Below are 18,999 nucleotides of genomic sequence, written 5' to 3' on the forward strand. Positions count from 1 at the left end.
GGATGAAACATGGCTGCAGGTGAATTAACCGTATCAAGTCATATTCAGCACCACCTTACTAATGCAAAAATGTGTACTGTCGATGGCAGTGTCGCATTTAATAAAGCATGTAGTGAGGCGGGGTTCTGGGTATTGCACATCGACTCCTTAGCTTGGTCTATTGGCTTAGGTATTCTTTTTTTATGGCTCTTCCGCAAAGCGGCGGTAAAAGCCAGTTCTGATCAACTTGCTGTTCCGGGCAAATTTCAGTGTTTCGTTGAAATACTTATTGAGTTTGTTGAAAGCAATGTCAAAAGTACCTTCCATGGTAAGAGTAAACTGATTGCGCCTCTGGCATTGACTATATTTGTCTGGGTTTTCTTAATGAATCTGATGGATTTAGTGCCGGTTGATGTACTCCCTGCTTTAGCAGGCTGGATTGGCGCAACGTTCTTTGGTATGGACTCAAAAGACGTCTATATGAAGATTGTACCAACAACCGATATCAATACCACTGTGGCGTTAGCCTTAGGCGTGTTTGTATTGATGATCGGGTACTCAATTAAAATCAAAGGCGTAGTAGGTTTTATCAAAGAATTAACCTTACACCCTTTCCATACCAAAAACGTCTTTGTGCAGGCGCTATTAGTGCCATTCAACTTATTACTTGAAGTGTTAGCGTTAATCACTAAACCGTTCTCGCTAGCACTACGATTGTACGGAAACCTGTATGCGGGTGAGATGATTTTTATTCTTATCGGTATTATTGGCTTGTTACAATTGCCTCTGCACTTTATATGGGCAGTATTCCATATTCTGGTTATTGTGCTGCAGGCCTTCGTGTTTATGATGCTGACCATTGTTTACCTGAGCATGGCTAGCGCAGACAATCATTAATTTTTTGCTTTATTTTTAACTTAACTTTAACTTTAAACTATCGGAGTAAAACATGGAAAATATCTTAACTATGCCAGAAGCAGTCGTAGAAGCGGTAAAACTGATCGCTGTTGCCCTGTTAATTGGTTTTGGTGCTATCGGTACTGCATTAGGCTTCGCCAACATGGGTGGTAAGTTCTTAGAGTCTTGTGCTCGTCAGCCAGAATTAGCGCCATCATTACAAGTTAAAATGTTCATCTTAGCAGGTCTGATCGATGCGATTTCTATGATCGCGGTTGGTATTGCAATGTACATCCTGTTCGTTAGTTAATTCTCTGACGTTTAGCTAAACCAAGAACTAACTTAACTAAGGAGGAGCGGACGTGAATCTGACTCTGACTATAATTGGACAGATGATTGCATTTGCAGTCTTCGTGCTGTTCTGTATGAAGTACATATGGCCACCGCTGATGAACGCGATTGAAGCGCGTCAAAAGAAAATCGCGGACGGCTTATCGGCCTCAGACAGAGCTGAAAAAGACCTGGCGTTAGCGCAGGACAAAGCTAAAGATCAGCTGAAAGATGCCAAAGTGCAAGCTGCTGAAATCATTGACCAAGCGCGTAAGCGTGAAGCTAAGTTGATTGACGAAGCCGTTGCGAAAGCCAATGCCGAACGTGAGGTTATTTTGGCACATGCGAAAGCCGAGGTTGAAGCTGAGCGTAACCGTTTACGTGAAGATTTACGCAAACAAGTTGCTGCTCTTGCGGTTGCCGGTGCAGAGAAAATTTTGCAACGCTCAATTGACGAAGCTGCGCACGCAGACATTCTGGAAAAATTGGTACAAGAACTGTAAGAGGATGAGCTATGTCTGATTTGACGAATATCGCTCGTCCATATGCTAAAGCTGCCTTTGATTTTGCTGTAGAGCAAAATGCCCTGGCTACTTGGCTAGAGATGTTAGTGTTTGCTGCCGAGGTTGCGAAAAACGACCAGGTAGCAGCGCTACTTCGAACTACAGGTATTGCTGAAGAGCAAGCCAACCTTTTTATCCAGGTATGTGGTGAGCAACTTAATGCACATGGCCAAAACTTTATTAAAGTGATGGCAGAAAATCACCGCTTGTTGGCGTTACCTGATGTGTTAGCGACCTTTGTTGAACATAAAGCAGAGTATGAAAAAGAAATTACAGTTGATGTAACTTCGGCTTCGGTACTCAATGCTGCACAACAAGACAAGTTAATTGCTGCACTCTCGAAACGCTTACAACGCAAGGTTAAATTGAACTGTAGCGTGAATCCTAACGTGGTTGGCGGTGTGCTGATCCGTGCAGGTGACATGGTAATTGATGGCTCGGTCCGCGGTAAGCTGGATCGTTTAGCAACTGCGCTGCAGTCGTAATGGGGAACAGAGAATGCAACTGAATTCCACAGAAATATCTGAACTGATCAAAAGTCGTATTGCTCAGTTTGACGTGGTCAGTGAAGCTCGTAACGAAGGGACTATCGTTCAGGTAACTGACGGTATCATTCGGATCAATGGCCTAGCAGACTGTATGCAAGGCGAAATGATTGAGCTTCCTGGCAGCCGTTATGCAATCGCACTGAACTTAGAGCGTAACTCAGTAGGTGCGGTAGTAATGGGTCCTTATGCGGACTTAACGGAAGGCACCAAAGTTAAAAGTACTGGCCGTATCCTTGAAGTACCAGTAGGCCCAGGCCTGTTAGGTCGTGTGGTTAACACCCTAGGTGCACCTATTGATGGTAAAGGCCCAGTAGAAGCAGCCGGTTTTGAGCCTGTTGAAAAAATTGCACCAGGTGTAATCGATCGTCAATCAGTCGATCAACCGATGCAAACTGGTTATAAATCTGTTGATGCGATGATTCCAATCGGCCGCGGCCAACGTGAATTATTAATCGGTGACCGTCAGACCGGTAAAACGGCACTGGCCATTGACGCTATCATCAACCAGAAAGGTACAGGTGTTAAGTGCGTATACGTAGCAATTGGCCAAAAAGCCTCTACTATTGCTAACGTAGTACGTAAACTGGAAGAGCACGGCGCGTTGGCACACACTATTGTGGTTGTAGCCTCAGCTTCTGAAGCCGCTGCACTGCAGTTCTTAGCCCCGTACTCTGGTTGTACTATGGGTGAATACTTCCGTGACAACGGTGAAGATGCGCTGATCGTATACGATGATTTGTCTAAGCAAGCTGTTGCTTACCGTCAAATCTCATTACTGTTACGTCGTCCACCAGGTCGTGAAGCTTACCCAGGTGACGTATTCTATCTTCACTCACGTTTGTTAGAGCGTGCATCTCGTGTTAATGCTGATTATGTTGAGCGTTACACCAAAGGTGCGGTAACAGGTAAAACCGGTTCGTTAACCGCTTTACCAATTATCGAAACGCAAGCGGGTGACGTATCAGCATTCGTACCAACCAACGTAATTTCAATTACCGATGGTCAGATCTTCTTAGAAACTGACTTATTTAACGCCGGTATTCGTCCAGCGGTTAACGCCGGTATTTCGGTATCACGCGTTGGTGGTGCAGCACAAACGAAAATCATCAAAAAGCTAGGTGGTGGTATCCGTTTAGCTTTAGCACAGTACTCAGAATTAGCCGCGTTCGCGCAGTTTGCTTCTGACTTAGACGATGCGACCCGCGCCCAGTTAGAGCACGGTCAAAAAGTTACTGAGCTGATGAAACAGTTACAATACAGCCCAATGTCAGTAGCCGAGATGGGTATTTCTATCTTCGCTATTGAAAAAGGTTTTATGAAAGATGTAGACGTAGCCAAAATCTTAGATTTTGAAGCCGGCTTAATCTCTTTTATGAAGTCTGAGCATGCTGAGCTGATGACTGAGATCGACAAAACCGGTAACTACAACGATAAAATTGAGTCTACATTTAAAGCCGCTATTGAGAAATTCAAAGCAACGCAGACTTGGTAAGCAATGTGGGCAGCTAAGCTGCCCCATTCGTTGAATTAATCGGAGATACAGTCATGGCCGGTGGTAAAGAGATAAAAAGTAAGATTGGGAGTATTAATAATACTCGCAAGATCACCAGTGCTATGGAAAAAGTTGCGGTCAGTAAAATGCGCAAAGCGCAAGACCGCGTGGCTGCAACTCGCCCATACGCTGAAGGTATGCGCAAAGTGATTGGTAACGTTGCCAATGGTAACCTGGAATACCGCCATCCGTATTTAGCGGATCGTGAGGTAAAGCGGGTTGGCTATATTGTCATCTCTACTGATCGTGGTCTTTGTGGTGGCCTGAATACCAACGAATTTAAAAAAATCGCCGTTGATCTTAAGCGTTGGAAAGACCAAGGTATTAGCGCTGAGTTTGCCGTTATAGGTAACAAAGCAACAGCCTTCTTTAAACGTTTTGGTGGTAAAGTTGTTGCTGCCCAGGCAGGTTCAGGTGATGTACCCAAGTTGGCCAATGTGATTGGTTCGGTGCAAGTCATGCTAAAAGCATTCGACGAAGGCCGGATTGACCGCTTATTTCTGGTGTACAACAAATTTGTTAACACCATGAAACAAGAGCCAGTGATCGATCAATTGCTACCTTTGCCTAAAACAGACCTCGCGAAGCGTGAGCACAGCTGGGACTATATATACGAGCCAGATCCACAACCCATTTTGGATATGCTACTAACTCGTTATATGGAATCACAAGTTTACCAAGGTGTTGTTGAGAATTTAGCCAGTGAACAAGCTGCCCGTATGGTAGCGATGAAAGCGGCTACCGACAACGCGGGTAACCTAATGGATGACCTGAAGCTGGTTTACAACAAAGCACGTCAAGCCGCTATTACCCAAGAATTGAGCGAAATTGTCGCGGGTGCAGCAGCGGTAGGCTAAGGTATTAAGTTTTGCAAAATTGAGGAAACATCATGAGTCAAGGTAAGGTCGTCCAAATCATTGGCGCCGTTGTGGATATCGATTTTCCACAAGATGCGGTACCTGGTATCTATGACGCGTTAAACGTTACCGACGGCGATCTGGCTGGTTTGGTGCTGGAAGTACAGCAGCAGCTGGGTGGCGGTACAGTACGTGCTATCGCAATGGGCACCACCGACGGTTTACGTCGTGGTACCTTAGTTGGAAATTCTGGTAAAGCTATTCAGGTACCTGTTGGTAAAGCGACCTTAGGTCGTATTATGGACGTATTAGGTAACCCAATTGATGAAGCTGGTCCTATCGGTGAAGAAGAGCGCTGGTCAATCCACCGTGCTGCCCCTTCATACGAAGATCAAGCTGCATCAAATGCCCTGTTAGAAACCGGTATTAAAGTAATCGACTTAGTTTGTCCGTTTGCTAAAGGTGGTAAAGTTGGTCTGTTCGGTGGTGCCGGTGTTGGTAAAACCGTAAACATGATGGAACTGATCCGTAACATCGCCATCGAGCACAGCGGTTACTCAGTATTCGCCGGTGTAGGTGAGCGTACTCGTGAAGGTAACGACTTCTATCACGAAATGAAAGACTCTAACGTACTGGATAAAGTATCGTTAGTATACGGTCAGATGAATGAGCCGCCAGGTAACCGTTTACGCGTTGCGTTAACCGGCTTAACCATGGCTGAAAAGTTCCGTGATGAAGGCCGTGACGTACTGTTCTTCGTTGATAACATCTATCGTTACACGCTGGCCGGTACAGAAGTATCAGCTCTGTTAGGCCGTATGCCATCAGCAGTAGGTTATCAGCCAACGCTGGCCGAAGAGATGGGTGTACTGCAAGAGCGTATTACCTCAACTAAGACTGGTTCAATTACGTCAATCCAGGCCGTTTACGTTCCTGCGGATGACTTAACGGATCCATCTCCAGCTACGACCTTCTCGCACTTAGATGCAACGGTAGTACTGAGCCGTAATATCGCTTCTTTAGGTATTTACCCAGCAATCGATCCACTGGATTCTACCTCTCGTCAGTTAGATCCTCAGGTTATCGGTAAAGAGCACTACGAAGTAGCACGTGGCGTACAAACAGTACTGCAGCGTTATAAAGAGCTGAAAGATATTATCGCCATTTTGGGTATGGATGAACTGTCTGATGAAGACCGTACTACTGTATACCGTGCGCGTAAAATCCAGCGCTTCTTGTCGCAGCCGTTCTTCGTTGCTGAAGTATTTACCGGTTCACCAGGTAAATACGTACCGCTGAAAGAAACGATCCGTGGCTTTAAAGGCATTTTGGCGGGTGAGTACGATCATATGCCAGAACAAGCGTTTTACATGGTTGGTTCTATCGACGAAGCGATCGAAAAAGCGAAGAAACTATAAGTTCAGGCTTTAGGAGAGCGACATGGCGATGACAGTGCAACTGGATGTAGTAAGTGCCGAAGAAAAAATTTTCTCAGGCCTTGTTGAATCCGTGCAGGTCACAGGCAGTGAGGGTGAGTTAGGGTTTTTACCTTTTCACGCCCCGTTACTGACCACCCTGAAACCTGGCATGGTCCGTATCGTAAAACAGTTTGGTGAAGAGCATTTAATTTATGTGGCTGGGGGTGTTATTGAAGTACAACCAGACGCAATTACAGTGCTATCAGATGTTGCGGTACGTGGCGAAGACTTAGATGAGCAAGCTGCTTTAGACGCCCAAAAACAGGCAGAAGAAGCGATGCAGCATGCCAGCGCTGACTTTAATTACGCCGAAGCTGCTGCACAATTGGCTGAAGCCATTGCCCAGCTGCGTATTATTCAGAAAATGCGCAAGAAGTAAGTTTACGTATGCAAAAAAGCCACCTTCGGGTGGCTTTTTTTATTGTAAAATACGCCAGTTGTACCTTATATAAACAAAAATACTGGCAAAAAATTAAAATCAATTTACCTTTTTTCACAGCTTGTTTCCTTATTAAAAGCGCTTTATATTAATTTAGTTACCACCATAATAAAAATCACAGGATAAAACCTATGCGCTTATTTTTAAGTATTTTAATTCTGTTATGCCAGTTTAGCGTAGCGGCTCAGAATTTAACGTTAGAAGATTACGCAAGGCATTCACAATTTTTAGAAATAAAAATTTCTCCTTCCAGTAAATACCTGGCGGCTACCACACGCGGTGAAGAAGGTAATATTTATCTTCAAGTTATTGATATTAAAACTAATCAGGTATTAAGCGTTCGGCACTTTACAGGTAAAGATTCGATTGGAAGCATCGACTGGGCCAATGCAGAGCGGTTATTAATTACCTTGGTACGCGATATAGGTTCTTTAGAAGTACCGGTTAGCACGGGTGAAATTTTTGCTATGAACGCAGATGGCTCAAATGCACGCATGTTAACAGGGTATCGTGCCGACTTTGAGAAAGATGCTGCCGTAGTGATTAACAGTCTGCCAGACGATGAGAATTTTGTCTTAATTGTAACCTCAACACCAAATCGTGTAGGTTCTTTTAGTTTAATTAAACGTCTTAATATTGATACTGGTCGTGTGAGGCAAGTAGCGCGTGCGCCGATGCGCTCTTCAGATATGCTGACGGATGGTAACGGGGTTGCAAGAATTGCTATTGGCGTCGATCAAAATAACGATAATGAAATGGTGATGATGTATCGCAAGGACGAGCGCAGTGATTGGGTTACATTGCGTCGTTATGGTCAGCGCGATGGTAATTTTATGCCATTAGGTTTTATGTCAGATAATGTGCGGATTTTAGGACTCAGCGACACAACAACCGATACCAAAGCCATTAGTATATTTAATCCCGAAACTGGCACTGAAGAAGTGCTGGCACATCATCCCAAAGTGGATGTTGCACCGATTTACAGTATTCGTAATGGTAACGTCAATGAAGTGATAGGCGCCGCCTATGATTATGATATTTATGACGAGGTATTTTTTGCTGATGTGCAAGATAAAGAATTTAGCAATCATCTACAAGGTTTAAGAGCGGCTTTTCCAGGACGACGCATTAGCATTACCTCTGGCACGCGAGATAATAGCTTAGCAGTGCTGTCAGTACGTTCTGCCAATCATCCGGTCGAATTTTATTTATACGATATTAAAAATAAGCAATTAAGTTATCTGTTAAATGCTAGCCCGTGGATTAAAGCCGAGCAGCTGGCGCAAACAGAGGCCATTTTTTATAAAAGCCGGGATGGTTTAGATATCCACGGTATTTTAACCTTGCCACGTGACAAAGATCCGAAAAATTTACCGCTTATTCTATTACCTCACGGTGGTCCACATGGCCCGCGTGATTATTTAGACATGAATTCTGATGCAAAAGTGCTGGCGCAACACGGTTATGCGGTTTTACAACCGAATTTCCGAGGTTCGGGGGGCTTTGGCCGTGAATTCATGCAGATCGGCTATCAGAATTGGGGAACCACCATGATTGACGATATGACAGATGGTGTACTGCATCTCATTAAAAAAGGTATTGTTGATCAGAATAGGGTTTGTGCTTATGGCGGGTCTTATGGTGGTTATGCTGCATTAATGAGTGCGATACGCGAGCCGGATTTATATAAATGTACAGTAGGCTTTGTGGGTGTCTTTGATTTGAATTTAATGTATACCGATGGTGACATTCCAGAGCGAAAAAGCGGTATAAACTATCTGGAAATGGCAATTGGTCGCGATAAAGCACGGTTAGATGCGCAATCACCTCTTAAAAATCTAGATAAATTAAAAGCACCGGTTTTTATCATTCATGGCGCTGAAGATCGTCGTGTACCCATTATTCATGCAAATCGTTTAAAAGAAGAACTCGAAAAGCGCAATCACCCATATGAATGGTTAGTCAAAGACAAAGAAGGGCATGGTTTTTACAAACCTGAAAATAACGTTGAACGTTGGGAGAAAATGTTAGCGTTCTTTGATAAGTATATTGGTGATAGCACGGCTGCAAATTAAAAAACGCACCAAAACGCGAAAGCGTGAGTATTAACGTCAGGGGCTATTAACGCCCCTTTTTTGTTTTAAAACGTATGCCATCTTTTTAACCACACCTAGATAGTTCCTGTAATTTTTAACTGTCCGGTTTACTGTCATGGTTTTATGGTTATTAGTCACCTAGCTTACCTTTTATCTAAAACAAAATAAGGTAGAATATCGTTATTAAAAATAAACGGATGAAGCGTAATGGCATTAAATGTTGTGATACTGGCGGCCGGCAAAGGCACACGGATGAAATCGGATTTACCTAAGGTATTGCACAAGGTGGCTGAGCGGCCCATGGTGCAGCATGTAATTGATACGGCACGCGCGCTTGGCGCCGACAAGCCTCAACTGGTCTACGGCTATGGTGCGGATGCGTTAAAAACCGCTATGGGCGAGCAGCCACTGCATTGGGTGTTACAGGCCGAGCAACTGGGCACAGGCCACGCGGTGGCGCAAGCCATTCCCAATATCGCTGACGAAGATACCGTATTAGTGCTCTATGGGGATGTGCCATTAACCCGACTGGAAACCCTGCAGCAATTGCTGGCAGCAAAACCTGCCAATGGTTTAGCGATTCTTACTGTCAACCTGCCGAATCCAACCGGTTATGGCCGTATTGTGCGTGAAAACGGAAAGGTAGTTGGCATTGTTGAGCAAAAAGATGCCTCGTCAGAACAGTTAAAAATTCAAGAAGTGAATAGCGGCATTATGGCGTTGCCAGGTAAGCAGTTAAAAAGCTGGCTAGGTCGCCTATCAAACAGCAATGCACAAGGCGAATATTATCTGACCGATGTGATTGCCATGGCGCATAGCGAAGGGGTCGACATTGCCACTGCCCAGCCGCAAAACCCGATGGAAGTAGAAGGTGCGAACAATCGCGTGCAATTAGCCGCCCTAGAGCGCGCTTATCAGCAGCGTAAAGCTGAAGAACTGATGCTGGCTGGCGCTAATCTGCGCGATCCAGCGCGGCTTGATGTGCGCGGTACCGTTGCAGTCGGTAACGATGTGATGATTGATATTAACGTTATTTTCGAAGGCAAGGTTGTGCTGGGTAAAGGCGTGACTATTGGTGCCAACTGTATCCTTAAAGACTGCCGTATTGGCGATAATACCGAAATTAAACCGAACTCGATGATTGAACACGCCACTGTGGGCAGTGACTGTTCGGTGGGGCCTTATGCCCGCTTACGGCCAGACAGCATCATGCTGGATGATAGCCATGTTGGTAACTTTGTTGAGATGAAAAAGACCACGTTGGGTAAAGGTTCCAAAGCCAACCACTTAACCTATCTTGGCGATGCGGTGATTGGCGATAAAGTCAATGTTGGTGCCGGTACTATTACCTGTAACTATGATGGTGCTAATAAGTTTGTTACTACCATTAAAGATGGCGCCTTTATCGGCTCGAACAGCTCACTGGTTGCACCGGTTACGGTAGGCGTGAATGCCACTGTGGGTGCTGGCTCAGTGCTTACCCGCGATGCAGGTGACGGCGAGTTAGTGGTAGCACGCGCTAAGCAACGGCATATTGAAGGCTGGCAACGACCAGTGAAAATTAAAAAGTAAGCTGTAAATACTATGGATAAAATGGATCCTACTTTGTAATAGGATCCGTTTTACACGTCAATTATTGATTAAATCATTAACTTTGCGAACGTTTCAGCGCCTGTTTTGCAGCTTGCCACTCGGCTTGGGTTATAGCGCTCGTTTGCATTTTATTGATATCCAGCAGGTGATAGCGTTGTTTTCGTTCAGTAACCTGCTGCATGATAGCGGCCAGTTCTGCCTCTGAGCGACGGTTCCAGTCAACAATTTCATTGATATGCCGGTAGCAACCAACGCACACTTTGTGTTCGTCTAATTTACAACAGGCGACGCAGGGGGATTCAATCATTCTTATCATTTTTCCTGACCATAACAGCCGTCGTCTAGCAACAACTTTTAGCGAAAGGCGGCTTAGCTGCTAAGCCGCCTTGGCCGGTTAACGCTTATCGACCAATACGGCGATAGCGCCATCACCGGTCACATTACACGCCGTACCAAAGCTATCTTGTGCCATATACAGTGCAATCATCAGGGCAATAGCCCCTTCGCCAAAGCCTAGCATAGTGCCAAGTAAGCCAACGGCAGACATAACTGCGCCACCTGGTACGCCCGGTGCGGCTAACATCACCACGCCCAACGTTAAAATAAAGGGTAGCATGGTGAAAAGTGAAGGGATATCCAGATTATTCTTCATCATCATTACTGCTACGGCGCAGCTAACAATGGTAATAGTAGAGCCTGCCAAGTGGGTTGTAGCGCAAAGTGGCACGGTAAAATTTGCAACATCTTCTGTAACGCCGTTGTTTTTAGTAGCTTGCAGTGATACCGGAATAGTAGCCGCACTCGACATAGTGCCCAGGGCAGTAAAATAAGCGGGTAGCATATTTTTAATAAGACCAAGAGGCGATTTGCCTGCTTTAAAACCTGCGATAACAAAGAGGGCAACAATCCACAGCCAATGCAGCACTAGCGCCATAATCAGCACGATACCGAAAGTTTGTAAGGTGACAAAAACGCTGCCTGCGGCCGCCATTTGGGCAAAAACGCCGGCAATATACAGCGGTAAAAACGGGATAATGATCTTGGTGAGCAGCAATTGAATAATATCGCGACCTTGATCAGAGAGTTGCTTCAGTGACGTTGCTTGAGTACTGGCAATGCCTAGACCAAAAATAAACGCCAGTGCTAAGGCGGTCATCACATTAAATACTGGGGGGATATTCATTTCGATATAGGGTGTTAAATTAACCCCTTGTGTACTCGCGAGATCGGCGGCGGCTGGTGCCAGTATAGGGATCACCATGGCGGCAATCAAAAAGGTAAAGGTGCCTGCAGCAATAGTAGATAAATAGGCAATCCCTAGAGTGCGCCCGAGTAATTTTCCAGAGTTTCGGGGTAGGGCTGCGATACCACTGGTGATAAAAAACAGGATTAAAAGCGGGATTGTAAAAAATAATAATTGGCCAAACAGCGCTTTAAAAGTGATCAATATTTGAGTAAGCCAGTGTGGGGCATATAAACCAAGCATCATGCCCAATAAAATCCCAGCAATAAGTTTTAGGATAAGTAACATAGTGTATTCTCATTTACCAAATGTAGTTATTAGATGAGTAAGTTAGGAATTGGAGCATAACATAAGTTTAAAGTTAAATTCTGCGTGTGATGAATTACTCTTAGCGTTACTTGATGCATTACGCGTAAATGGTTTTTAGCTGTATTGTTTTAATAACGATTTGTCGCTAGCTAAAGCCGCAGTCAGATAAAAAATCAGGTATTTTAGTTTTTGATAGGCGCGGGTTTACCAAATAAGTATCCTTGAAATAAACTGCAACCCATAGCATTTAACGCCTGAAATTGTTCTTCATTTTCAACCCCTTCCGCAACTACAGCTAGCTTGAGTGATTCGGCCATACCAATTATAGTGCTGACGATAGCGTGATCTGTAGTCTCATTAAGAAATTCTTTTACAAACGATCGATCAATTTTTAATACACTGATGGGCAAGTTTTTTAAGTAAGATAGGCTGGAATAGCCTGTACCAAAGTCATCCAGAGAAAAGGTTACCCCTAATGTACTTAGACTGATTAACGTTTGGCGAGTACGCGCTAAATCGTGATGAAGCATGCTTTCAGTTAATTCAAGTTCAAGTAAAGTGGGTTTGATACCCGTTGCTGTGATCACTTGTTTGACAACATCGACAAAATCTTGTTGCCCTAATTGAAGTTCACTTACATTCACGGCAATAGGGATGCTCAGGCCTTCTTGAGTGAGCTTTTTTATTTGTAGACAGGCAGTCTTTAATACCCAAAGGCCAATATCAATAATTAACCCTGAGCTCTCTGCGAGCGGAATAAATACATTAGGACTAAGCAAGCCTTGCTCAGGATGTTGCCAGCGAATTAGGGCTTCATAGCCAGCAACTTTACCTTTGGCATCGACCTTCACCTGATAGTGAAGTATAAATTGCTGTTCAAGTAAGGCTGTTTTTAACTCACGTTCTAATTGTTGTCGCTGGCGAAGTTTATGCTGCATCTGTTGTTCAAAAAAATACAGCTGATCACGCCCTCTTTCTTTGGAATGATACATTGCTAAATCGGCTGACGACATTAATTCGTCAATCGCTTTGCTGTTATCGTTAAATAAAGCAATACCAATACTAGCAGTAATAAAGTAGGGATGTCCTTTTAAAACAAAAGGTTGCCTTATGTCATCTAATAGCTTGTTACCGATAACTTCCGCGTCGGCAGCGGCGCCATGTTGCTCAGTTGTCTTTAGTTTTGTTAAGAGGATAAACTCGTCTCCACCAGGACGTGCTAAGGTATCCGTTATTGAAATACTCAGCTTTAGCCTAGCAGCTAACTGTTGTAGTAGCTCATCTCCATAAGAATGACCAAAGCTATCGTTCAAACGTTTAAAGTGGTCAAGGTCAATAAAAAATAACCCTACATATTCCTTGCTGCGCGCACATTCAATTTGAGTCTCGTTTATTTTTTCTATTAGAAATCGTCGATTAGGCAAGTGCGTTAAAGGATCATAAAAAGCGAGTTCATGAATTCGCTTTTGGTCTGCTTTCGCTTTACTGATATCGTTAAAACTGGCGATGTAATGAGTAACAACACCATTGTTATCTCTTAGCGCGTTAATAACGACTTGAATTGGATAAACTTCTCCACTTTTTCGTTTATCGTATATCTCGCCACTCCAAACATCATCATGAGCTAATACTTGCCATAAATGCTGATAAAAGGCGCTATCATGTAAATTTGAATAAAGCATAGAGGGCATTTTACCGATAACTTCATATTCGCTGTAGCCAGTGATGTCACTAAAAGCTGGGTTAGCTCGAATAATTCGTTGCTCTGCATCGGTAATTATAATTGCTTCACGAGTATGAAATGCCAGTGCATTAATTTGTTCTGCAGCTTGAGCATTTTTTAGCAATGTTATATCTCTAACGGCTAACACAAATCGAGCAATACCTTTGGTATTGGGCTTTTGCGATGCAATGACTTGAAACCAGCTAGTTTCTTGCTCGCTGCCGATAGTAAGAGCGTATTGATGTGCGTCGGAACATCCACTTCGACGATGGGCTTGTTCAATCGCTGTCATAGTGACTTGAGCAACATGCTCAGGTAGTACTTGATGAGCACTTAAACCGAGAAACCGCTCTGGTGGCAGATAAAGCTTACTTTGAGAATGAAAATAGACATTATGAAAACGGCCTGTCAAATCGATATCAAATAAGATGTCTGGAACCGCGGCAAGAGTTGCTTCGAGATTTCCCTGAGATTGTTGTAACTTACTATAAGGCTCTGCCAGCATTTCATAAACTAAGGCACGATATAAAAAAGTGTATGACAATAATTTAATTAGATGGCCAATAATATTAAAGCTGTCATTAAAGTTGCTATAAATAGTAAAGTAAAACTCACTGTATATCATAGTGATAATAGCAGCCAACATTGCAGGCGCATGATAAGGGCGTTGTTGACTGCGAAAATAAAACATAAAAAATACTGTCAAAACCCCGATTGACATAACCACATATTCTGCAGCTATTTTGGCTGAAGTTAGCCCGGCGCTTTGCGTATAAAAGGTGGGTAATATATCAGGGTAGACAAGAGTGATATAGTTGCACAAAACAACAAAAACAACTGCAAACATAAGCACAAGGTAATATTGACGTAAGCTAATAATGCGATCAGCAAAGGGAAGTACTGAGAAGCATAAAGCCACTGCCGCGATTAATCGTGCTGCTAACCAAAAGCTAATGGTTTTTTGAGTTGTATTGGTAGTGAAATAGTCTGGCATGCCGGTAAATGAGAGCAAATGCGCCAGATCTAACCAAAAAATCGCAAAAAAACTACCCGCTAATACAGCACCACGCCATGTCATTTTTAGGGGAGTTTGCTGGTGAATTATGGCAAAAATCATTGCTGCAATAACAACTGCAATCACTTCCAATAGCGTGTGTATCGGAACGTAAGATTGATGACTGATGGTAGGTATGCTGATATTAAATATTACAGGGCTAAATGTAAAAAGTGATAATGCCGCCAGTAAAAAAACTAGCTTGGAAAACGAAAATGATGATACGTCATTTACATCTTGCGCTATTTGCATCAAATTAGTTCTGATAAGTAAACTATCATTTGATTTAGCATACTTAGTTTAAGTGTTTTATCAAGTAAACCCGATATTCTATTTTTTTCCAATATCTCCTAAATATAAGTATGTTCTAAAAATTGAGGCGATAAGTGATCCTAAGCGTATTATTGCTAACAGATAATTTCTGCATGCGGGAGATGTGTAGATATCCAGTCTTTCACCAAAGGCATTTGCGCGATAGGAAAGCGCATAGCAACTGAACGGTAAATATTAAATGGAAGATCGATATAAGCATAATCATCGTCTAGGGCATCTAATGCGATTTTCTTTACATTCTGGACGTGTAGCTGCCGATGTTTCACGTGGAGCATACCGTGTTCTATTTTGAGCTGTGCCAAAACATCAGCAACCGCTTCATACTCGTACTGCCGATCACCAAGAACGCCTAACGTTAAGGCTTGTAAAATGATACTAAGCCAGAGCAGACTAAACACAAACTCACCGCGGTATAAATTCACTATCGTCATTACTAAGCTAGCAGCGATTATAGCAAGGCGCCAAGGTTGTGCTTTCAAGGCGAGTACGACTTTTTGACGTTGTGTAACAGTGTTAGTGATCATCCAAGTGTTGCTCCGAGGCTTCTATTAACTCGACGCCAGCAGTGAGGTCGCGCTGCTCTGTTAGCGTTAACTGCTCTGTTAACGCTAATAGTACAGTTTGCTTTGATAGTTGCAACTGTTTTGCAACCAGCGCTACGTGTGTAAGGTACGGTAAAAGTTGCTGTACGCGGGCGGCTTCAGTTTGGGCCTGCATAGGTTGCTGCGCAATAGTCATGGGTTTGCCGCGCTGGCGCGCTAAAATCCCTTCCGTTTCTAATAGGCTATAGGCTTTAGAAATCGTCATGGGATTGACCGCATAGTGTGCAGCGAGCTCACGTACCGACGGTAGCTCATCGCCGGCTTTCAGTTGTTCGCTTGCCACCATCCGTCTAATTTGTTCAACAAGTTGCCGATATATCGGCTCACCGCTGTTGGGGTTAATGCTAAACATAATGCCTCTTTTGCCACAGTAGGTTCATCGTCTGCTCCAAGCGGATTGCACTTTAGGCATTTTCAGTTGAGCCCAATCTTGCGTGTAGCTATGTGCACGGACGTGTTTTTTTAGCCATAGCGCTGCACTGGCAAAGAACGCGCCAATAATGACTAAGTAACCAGGTTGTTGATCCCAAAAAATTAACGCTAGTATGCTGAGAAGTTGTAATGTGATCAGGGCGCCTCCAGTCCAAAGCAGGGATACAGTAATTAAGCGCCAGCTTAGGTATAAACAAAACAACATTAAACTGGGCCACAGTAAGAGCATCGCAATAGCGGTTTTGGCCGGCAGTAACCAGAACAACAATGGGCTTACGATCAACGTGGCTATACTGAGTTCTGTATGCGCTTGGTGTGTTAACACCGTGAATAGTTGCTGGCGGCCAACCGGTAAGTGCAACCAGGCGCGGCGAACGCGACGGTATAAATGGGTTAATTGTTCAATTAGTATAAAGCCCGGAAAGAAAATAAATAATGCGCGTAAAAAAGGCTGTTCAGGCATACCGCCTTGCGTAAAAAAAACTGACCAAAGCAGCATAAAAGCAGGTAAATACCAACAATAGGCTATGTTACGGATTATCCTTGCTTGCAAGCTATCGCCTTGGCCTAGTAACAAGCTGCCACTGAGTGTGGCGGGTTTCCGAGTCATTTTGAATAATCCTGCTCTAAGGTCTAAGCAGAAGGTATTTTGAGGGGCAGTAAAACCTTGGCTGGGCGTTAACCAACGTGTCCAAAACCACGCAATAAGTGCGATATTCAGCAGGGGAAGGAAAATAAAAGCCGTTGTAATCGGTGTAACCAGAAGCGTGTTTAGTAGCTTACTGCTGGCGAGCACTATTAAGATGGCACTGCTTAACAATAGTGGCCATAAATGGCCATACCGTAAACAGGGCAGTATAAGAGCAGCAAAAGCGAGTAAACCAAGATTAAAGCCCACTCCAAAAGGATGTTGTAATAAAAGAAAAACGCAGCCACTAAGCAAACCAAAAAATAATGCCGTGCCGACAAGCACGATACGACTAAGCTGTTTAAAGTGTGGCAGTAATAGCCATGTACTTTTATAACGAAGTGACATCGATTGCAGCGGTATACAAAATACCAATAACATAAGGCAAGCAAGTGGGACGAGCAGTATTTTTGGGTGCGAAGACATCAAAAAAAGCGCGCTCATGGCAAACAAAACCAACCAAAGCCCTTTAATCAGTAAGCTTGGCCATAGCAACAAGCGAGCAACACTGAAAAAGGCGTTCATGCGTTTAACTCCAGAAAAATGTCTTCTAAATTCAAGTATTCCACCCGAACATCGGCTTGCAATTGTTGCTCAAGGGTGTGCTTTAAAGCATCATGCCATCCGGTTACCGTGAACATCGCTGTTTTGCCCTGATAAACATGGCGTATGCTGTTCGCAATAACCAAATTAGTGGGTAACGGTGATTCGGCGCTAATATGCAATCGCACTACGTGTTCTTTCAGCATATCTAATTCACCTTGCCAGCAGAGCTGGTGATCTTTTAGTAACCACACTTTTGTGGCTACGCGTTCCATATCGGTGACAATATGTGATGAGAAAATAATGGCGGTTTGTTGATCTAGAGCGATTGAAATAAGTTCTGTAAGAAATTGGCGTCGGGCAATAGGATCTAAACTGGCAACCGGCTCGTCCAGTATCAGTAAATCGGGCTGATGACACAATGCCAAGATAATAGAGAGCTTTTGGCGCTGCCCTAAAGAGAGTTTACTGATCCGCGTATTAAGCGGGATTTCCCAGCTCTGGCACAAGCGTTCACATAAGGTATTATTCCATTTAGCTTGAAATTGGGCAAACAGGCTAAGGTGTTCACGTGGGGTAAGCTGTTCTAATAACTCGTCTTGTTGTGGAACAAAGCCAATCCGTTGTTTCTCTGTGCTCGTGATCTCGTGGCTAAGGGTGCCAAACACTCTCACTTCTCCCGCGGTAGGTAACGCTAAGCCCAGTATCGTTTCTAGTAATGTTGTTTTACCCGCACCGTTTTTGCCAAGTAAAGCAATCACATCGCCTTGTCGAACCTCTGAGTTAATGTTTTGCAAGACACTCTGTTTACCCATACGACGCTGTAGGTTGGTTATGTGAACAATAGAAGTCATATCCCTATCCCTTAAAATAAACTGTATTAATACACTAATACAGTTGATGTTCGGGATCAAGTGTATTGTAGAAAAAAACGTCAATAGACTCTGGTTCGACTGAAAAACGCAGTTTAGGATAGGTATTATTGCTATGCTTTATGTGTAACAGTTTATTGTTCAGCGCAAACTCAGCTGTGATTGTTAGGGTAGTCAGCATGTTACCAACAGCAATGTGTGCAAAGCGCAATGTCTTGCGTCAATTGCAGCAAGCACAAGCCATACATAGGTATTTTAATGGGGTATTTTTTTATGCGCATCGTCGTAAGTTTTGTGGTAATGCTATGCTTGGCTGGCTGCAGTCAACTAGGGCAAATGTCGGTGTATTCTGTGTCTGAAACACAACTTGAGCAGATGCTTAGCCAGCAAGTTCCGGCGTTAACGCGTCAAGCGAATGTGGCAGGGATCCCGCTTAAAATGGCGGTTGATAGCATGAAAGTGCAAATTGGCCCGAATAATAGCGATGTTATTCGTATTGATACTGCAGCTAATGCAACATTAAGTTTATTTGGGCTAACGTATCCGGCTAATTTACAATTAGCGATTGAAGGAGCGCCTTATTATGATGCGGCGCAACAGGCCGTTTTTGTGCGCTCGGTCAAACTACTAAACTCGTCGGTAGATGCGGCGGGATATCGCGGAAATCTTACGCCGGTGAGCAATGAGTTGTTACTGCTGGTTAATCAATATTTGGCGACAAATCCGGTGTATCGTTTGGATACACGCGATCCTGCCGTTAAATTATTAACCGCCGTGCCTCTTAACATGGCCGTGCAGCAAGGGCGAATTGCTTTTACGCCGTCTTCAGCAACGCGGTAAAGCCTGTTTTGCTAAACAAGTTAATCTA

18 protein-coding genes are annotated in these 18,999 nt (G+C 43.8%); 11 read left to right on the forward strand and 7 right to left on the reverse strand.

Annotated elements, in window-relative coordinates:
- Positions 1 to 9: 9 nt before the first annotated feature.
- From atpB to glmU, 10 genes are all read left to right on the forward strand, one after another.
- Entirely contained in the window at positions 10 to 876 is an 867-nt protein-coding gene (atpB, locus tag IE070_RS11405; RefSeq protein WP_189483324.1) for a F0F1 ATP synthase subunit A, read from the forward strand.
- A 70-nt stretch (positions 877 to 946) separates the two neighbouring features.
- Positions 947 to 1,186 carry a F0F1 ATP synthase subunit C gene (atpE, locus tag IE070_RS11410; RefSeq protein ID WP_189430424.1) on the forward strand — a complete coding sequence of 80 codons (240 nt, stop codon included), beginning with the start codon at positions 947 to 949 and terminating at the stop codon, positions 1,184 to 1,186.
- A gap of 82 nt (positions 1,187 to 1,268) precedes the next feature.
- A complete protein-coding gene (gene atpF, locus IE070_RS11415) occupies positions 1,269 to 1,709 on the forward strand; it encodes a F0F1 ATP synthase subunit B (RefSeq protein ID WP_373296977.1) in 441 nt (146 codons plus the stop codon).
- A gap of 11 nt (positions 1,710 to 1,720) precedes the next feature.
- Complete coding sequence (atpH, locus tag IE070_RS11420; RefSeq protein ID WP_189483326.1) at positions 1,721 to 2,254, forward strand: F0F1 ATP synthase subunit delta; 534 nt, start codon at positions 1,721 to 1,723, stop codon at positions 2,252 to 2,254.
- Between the two features lie 13 nt (positions 2,255 to 2,267).
- Positions 2,268 to 3,809, forward strand: a complete 1,542-nt coding sequence (gene atpA, locus IE070_RS11425) for a F0F1 ATP synthase subunit alpha (RefSeq protein WP_189483327.1) — start codon at positions 2,268 to 2,270, stop codon at positions 3,807 to 3,809.
- Positions 3,810 to 3,862: 53 nt separating this feature from the next.
- A complete protein-coding gene (gene atpG / locus IE070_RS11430; RefSeq protein WP_189483328.1) occupies positions 3,863 to 4,726 on the forward strand; it encodes a F0F1 ATP synthase subunit gamma in 864 nt (287 codons plus the stop codon).
- Between the two features lie 32 nt (positions 4,727 to 4,758).
- Complete coding sequence (atpD, locus tag IE070_RS11435) at positions 4,759 to 6,144, forward strand: F0F1 ATP synthase subunit beta (RefSeq protein WP_189429126.1); 1,386 nt, start codon at positions 4,759 to 4,761, stop codon at positions 6,142 to 6,144.
- Positions 6,145 to 6,166: 22 nt separating this feature from the next.
- Positions 6,167 to 6,583, forward strand: coding sequence for a F0F1 ATP synthase subunit epsilon (locus IE070_RS11440; protein WP_189483329.1), 417 nt, complete (start codon positions 6,167 to 6,169; stop codon positions 6,581 to 6,583).
- A gap of 191 nt (positions 6,584 to 6,774) precedes the next feature.
- Positions 6,775 to 8,718, forward strand: a complete 1,944-nt coding sequence (locus tag IE070_RS11445) for an alpha/beta hydrolase family protein (RefSeq protein WP_189483330.1) — start codon at positions 6,775 to 6,777, stop codon at positions 8,716 to 8,718.
- A gap of 228 nt (positions 8,719 to 8,946) precedes the next feature.
- The gene (gene glmU / locus IE070_RS11450) at positions 8,947 to 10,311 is read left to right on the forward strand and encodes a bifunctional UDP-N-acetylglucosamine diphosphorylase/glucosamine-1-phosphate N-acetyltransferase GlmU (protein WP_189483331.1); all 1,365 of its coding nucleotides are present in this window, start codon (positions 8,947 to 8,949) and stop codon (positions 10,309 to 10,311) included.
- 76 nt (positions 10,312 to 10,387) lie between these two features.
- Here glmU and IE070_RS11455 read toward each other — a convergent pair whose 3' ends face one another.
- The 7 genes from IE070_RS11455 to IE070_RS11485 form a co-directional block, all read right to left on the reverse strand.
- Complete coding sequence (locus IE070_RS11455) at positions 10,388 to 10,639, reverse strand: DUF1289 domain-containing protein (protein WP_189483332.1); 252 nt, start codon at positions 10,637 to 10,639, stop codon at positions 10,388 to 10,390.
- 87 nt (positions 10,640 to 10,726) lie between these two features.
- Entirely contained in the window at positions 10,727 to 11,863 is a 1,137-nt protein-coding gene (locus tag IE070_RS11460) for a dicarboxylate/amino acid:cation symporter (RefSeq protein WP_189483333.1), read from the reverse strand.
- A 203-nt stretch (positions 11,864 to 12,066) separates the two neighbouring features.
- Complete coding sequence (locus tag IE070_RS11465; RefSeq protein ID WP_189483334.1) at positions 12,067 to 14,913, reverse strand: EAL domain-containing protein; 2,847 nt, start codon at positions 14,911 to 14,913, stop codon at positions 12,067 to 12,069.
- A gap of 155 nt (positions 14,914 to 15,068) precedes the next feature.
- A complete protein-coding gene (locus tag IE070_RS11470; protein ID WP_189483335.1) occupies positions 15,069 to 15,518 on the reverse strand; it encodes a hypothetical protein in 450 nt (149 codons plus the stop codon).
- Positions 15,508 to 15,948: a GntR family transcriptional regulator gene (locus IE070_RS11475; RefSeq protein ID WP_189483336.1), complete on the reverse strand. Its 441-nt coding sequence runs from the start codon at positions 15,946 to 15,948 to the stop codon at positions 15,508 to 15,510. The genes IE070_RS11470 and IE070_RS11475 overlap by 11 nt, the downstream gene beginning before the upstream one ends.
- A 24-nt stretch (positions 15,949 to 15,972) precedes the next feature.
- Positions 15,973 to 17,241: a hypothetical protein gene (locus IE070_RS11480; RefSeq protein WP_189483337.1), complete on the reverse strand. Its 1,269-nt coding sequence runs from the start codon at positions 17,239 to 17,241 to the stop codon at positions 15,973 to 15,975.
- On the reverse strand, positions 17,238 to 18,113 hold the full coding sequence (locus tag IE070_RS11485) for an ABC transporter ATP-binding protein (RefSeq protein WP_189483338.1): 876 nt from the start codon (positions 18,111 to 18,113) through the stop codon (positions 17,238 to 17,240). Before IE070_RS11485 ends, IE070_RS11480 begins: the two co-directional genes overlap by 4 nt.
- Before the next feature lie 291 nt (positions 18,114 to 18,404).
- Here IE070_RS11485 and IE070_RS11490 point away from each other — a divergent pair, with 291 nt between their 5' ends.
- On the forward strand, positions 18,405 to 18,971 hold the full coding sequence (locus IE070_RS11490; protein ID WP_189483339.1) for a YceB family lipoprotein: 567 nt from the start codon (positions 18,405 to 18,407) through the stop codon (positions 18,969 to 18,971).
- The last annotated feature ends 28 nt before the right edge of the window (positions 18,972 to 18,999 follow it).

It is taken from the genome of Alishewanella tabrizica, from assembly GCF_014652375.1.
In the GTDB taxonomy this organism is placed as follows: domain Bacteria; phylum Pseudomonadota; class Gammaproteobacteria; order Enterobacterales; family Alteromonadaceae; genus Alishewanella; species Alishewanella tabrizica.

Bases quoted from the DNA above. Each gene is read 5' to 3' on its own strand.
- atpB (WP_189483324.1), top strand. From the start codon at position 10: ATGGCTGCAGGTGAATTAACCGTATCAAGTCATATTCAGCACCACCTT.
- atpE (WP_189430424.1), top strand. From the start codon at position 947: ATGCCAGAAGCAGTCGTAGAAGCGGTAAAACTGATCGCTGTTGCCCTG.
- atpF (WP_373296977.1), top strand. From the start codon at position 1,269: ATGATTGCATTTGCAGTCTTCGTGCTGTTCTGTATGAAGTACATATGG.
- atpH (WP_189483326.1), top strand. From the start codon at position 1,721: ATGTCTGATTTGACGAATATCGCTCGTCCATATGCTAAAGCTGCCTTT.
- atpA (WP_189483327.1), top strand. From the start codon at position 2,268: ATGCAACTGAATTCCACAGAAATATCTGAACTGATCAAAAGTCGTATT.
- atpG (WP_189483328.1), top strand. From the start codon at position 3,863: ATGGCCGGTGGTAAAGAGATAAAAAGTAAGATTGGGAGTATTAATAAT.
- atpD (WP_189429126.1), top strand. From the start codon at position 4,759: ATGAGTCAAGGTAAGGTCGTCCAAATCATTGGCGCCGTTGTGGATATC.
- IE070_RS11440 (WP_189483329.1), top strand. From the start codon at position 6,167: ATGGCGATGACAGTGCAACTGGATGTAGTAAGTGCCGAAGAAAAAATT.
- IE070_RS11445 (WP_189483330.1), top strand. From the start codon at position 6,775: ATGCGCTTATTTTTAAGTATTTTAATTCTGTTATGCCAGTTTAGCGTA.
- glmU (WP_189483331.1), top strand. From the start codon at position 8,947: ATGGCATTAAATGTTGTGATACTGGCGGCCGGCAAAGGCACACGGATG.
- IE070_RS11455 (WP_189483332.1), bottom strand. From the start codon at position 10,639: ATGATTGAATCCCCCTGCGTCGCCTGTTGTAAATTAGACGAACACAAA.
- IE070_RS11460 (WP_189483333.1), bottom strand. From the start codon at position 11,863: ATGTTACTTATCCTAAAACTTATTGCTGGGATTTTATTGGGCATGATG.
- IE070_RS11465 (WP_189483334.1), bottom strand. From the start codon at position 14,913: ATGCAAATAGCGCAAGATGTAAATGACGTATCATCATTTTCGTTTTCC.
- IE070_RS11470 (WP_189483335.1), bottom strand. From the start codon at position 15,518: ATGATCACTAACACTGTTACACAACGTCAAAAAGTCGTACTCGCCTTG.
- IE070_RS11475 (WP_189483336.1), bottom strand. From the start codon at position 15,948: ATGTTTAGCATTAACCCCAACAGCGGTGAGCCGATATATCGGCAACTT.
- IE070_RS11480 (WP_189483337.1), bottom strand. From the start codon at position 17,241: ATGAACGCCTTTTTCAGTGTTGCTCGCTTGTTGCTATGGCCAAGCTTA.
- IE070_RS11485 (WP_189483338.1), bottom strand. From the start codon at position 18,113: ATGACTTCTATTGTTCACATAACCAACCTACAGCGTCGTATGGGTAAA.
- IE070_RS11490 (WP_189483339.1), top strand. From the start codon at position 18,405: ATGCGCATCGTCGTAAGTTTTGTGGTAATGCTATGCTTGGCTGGCTGC.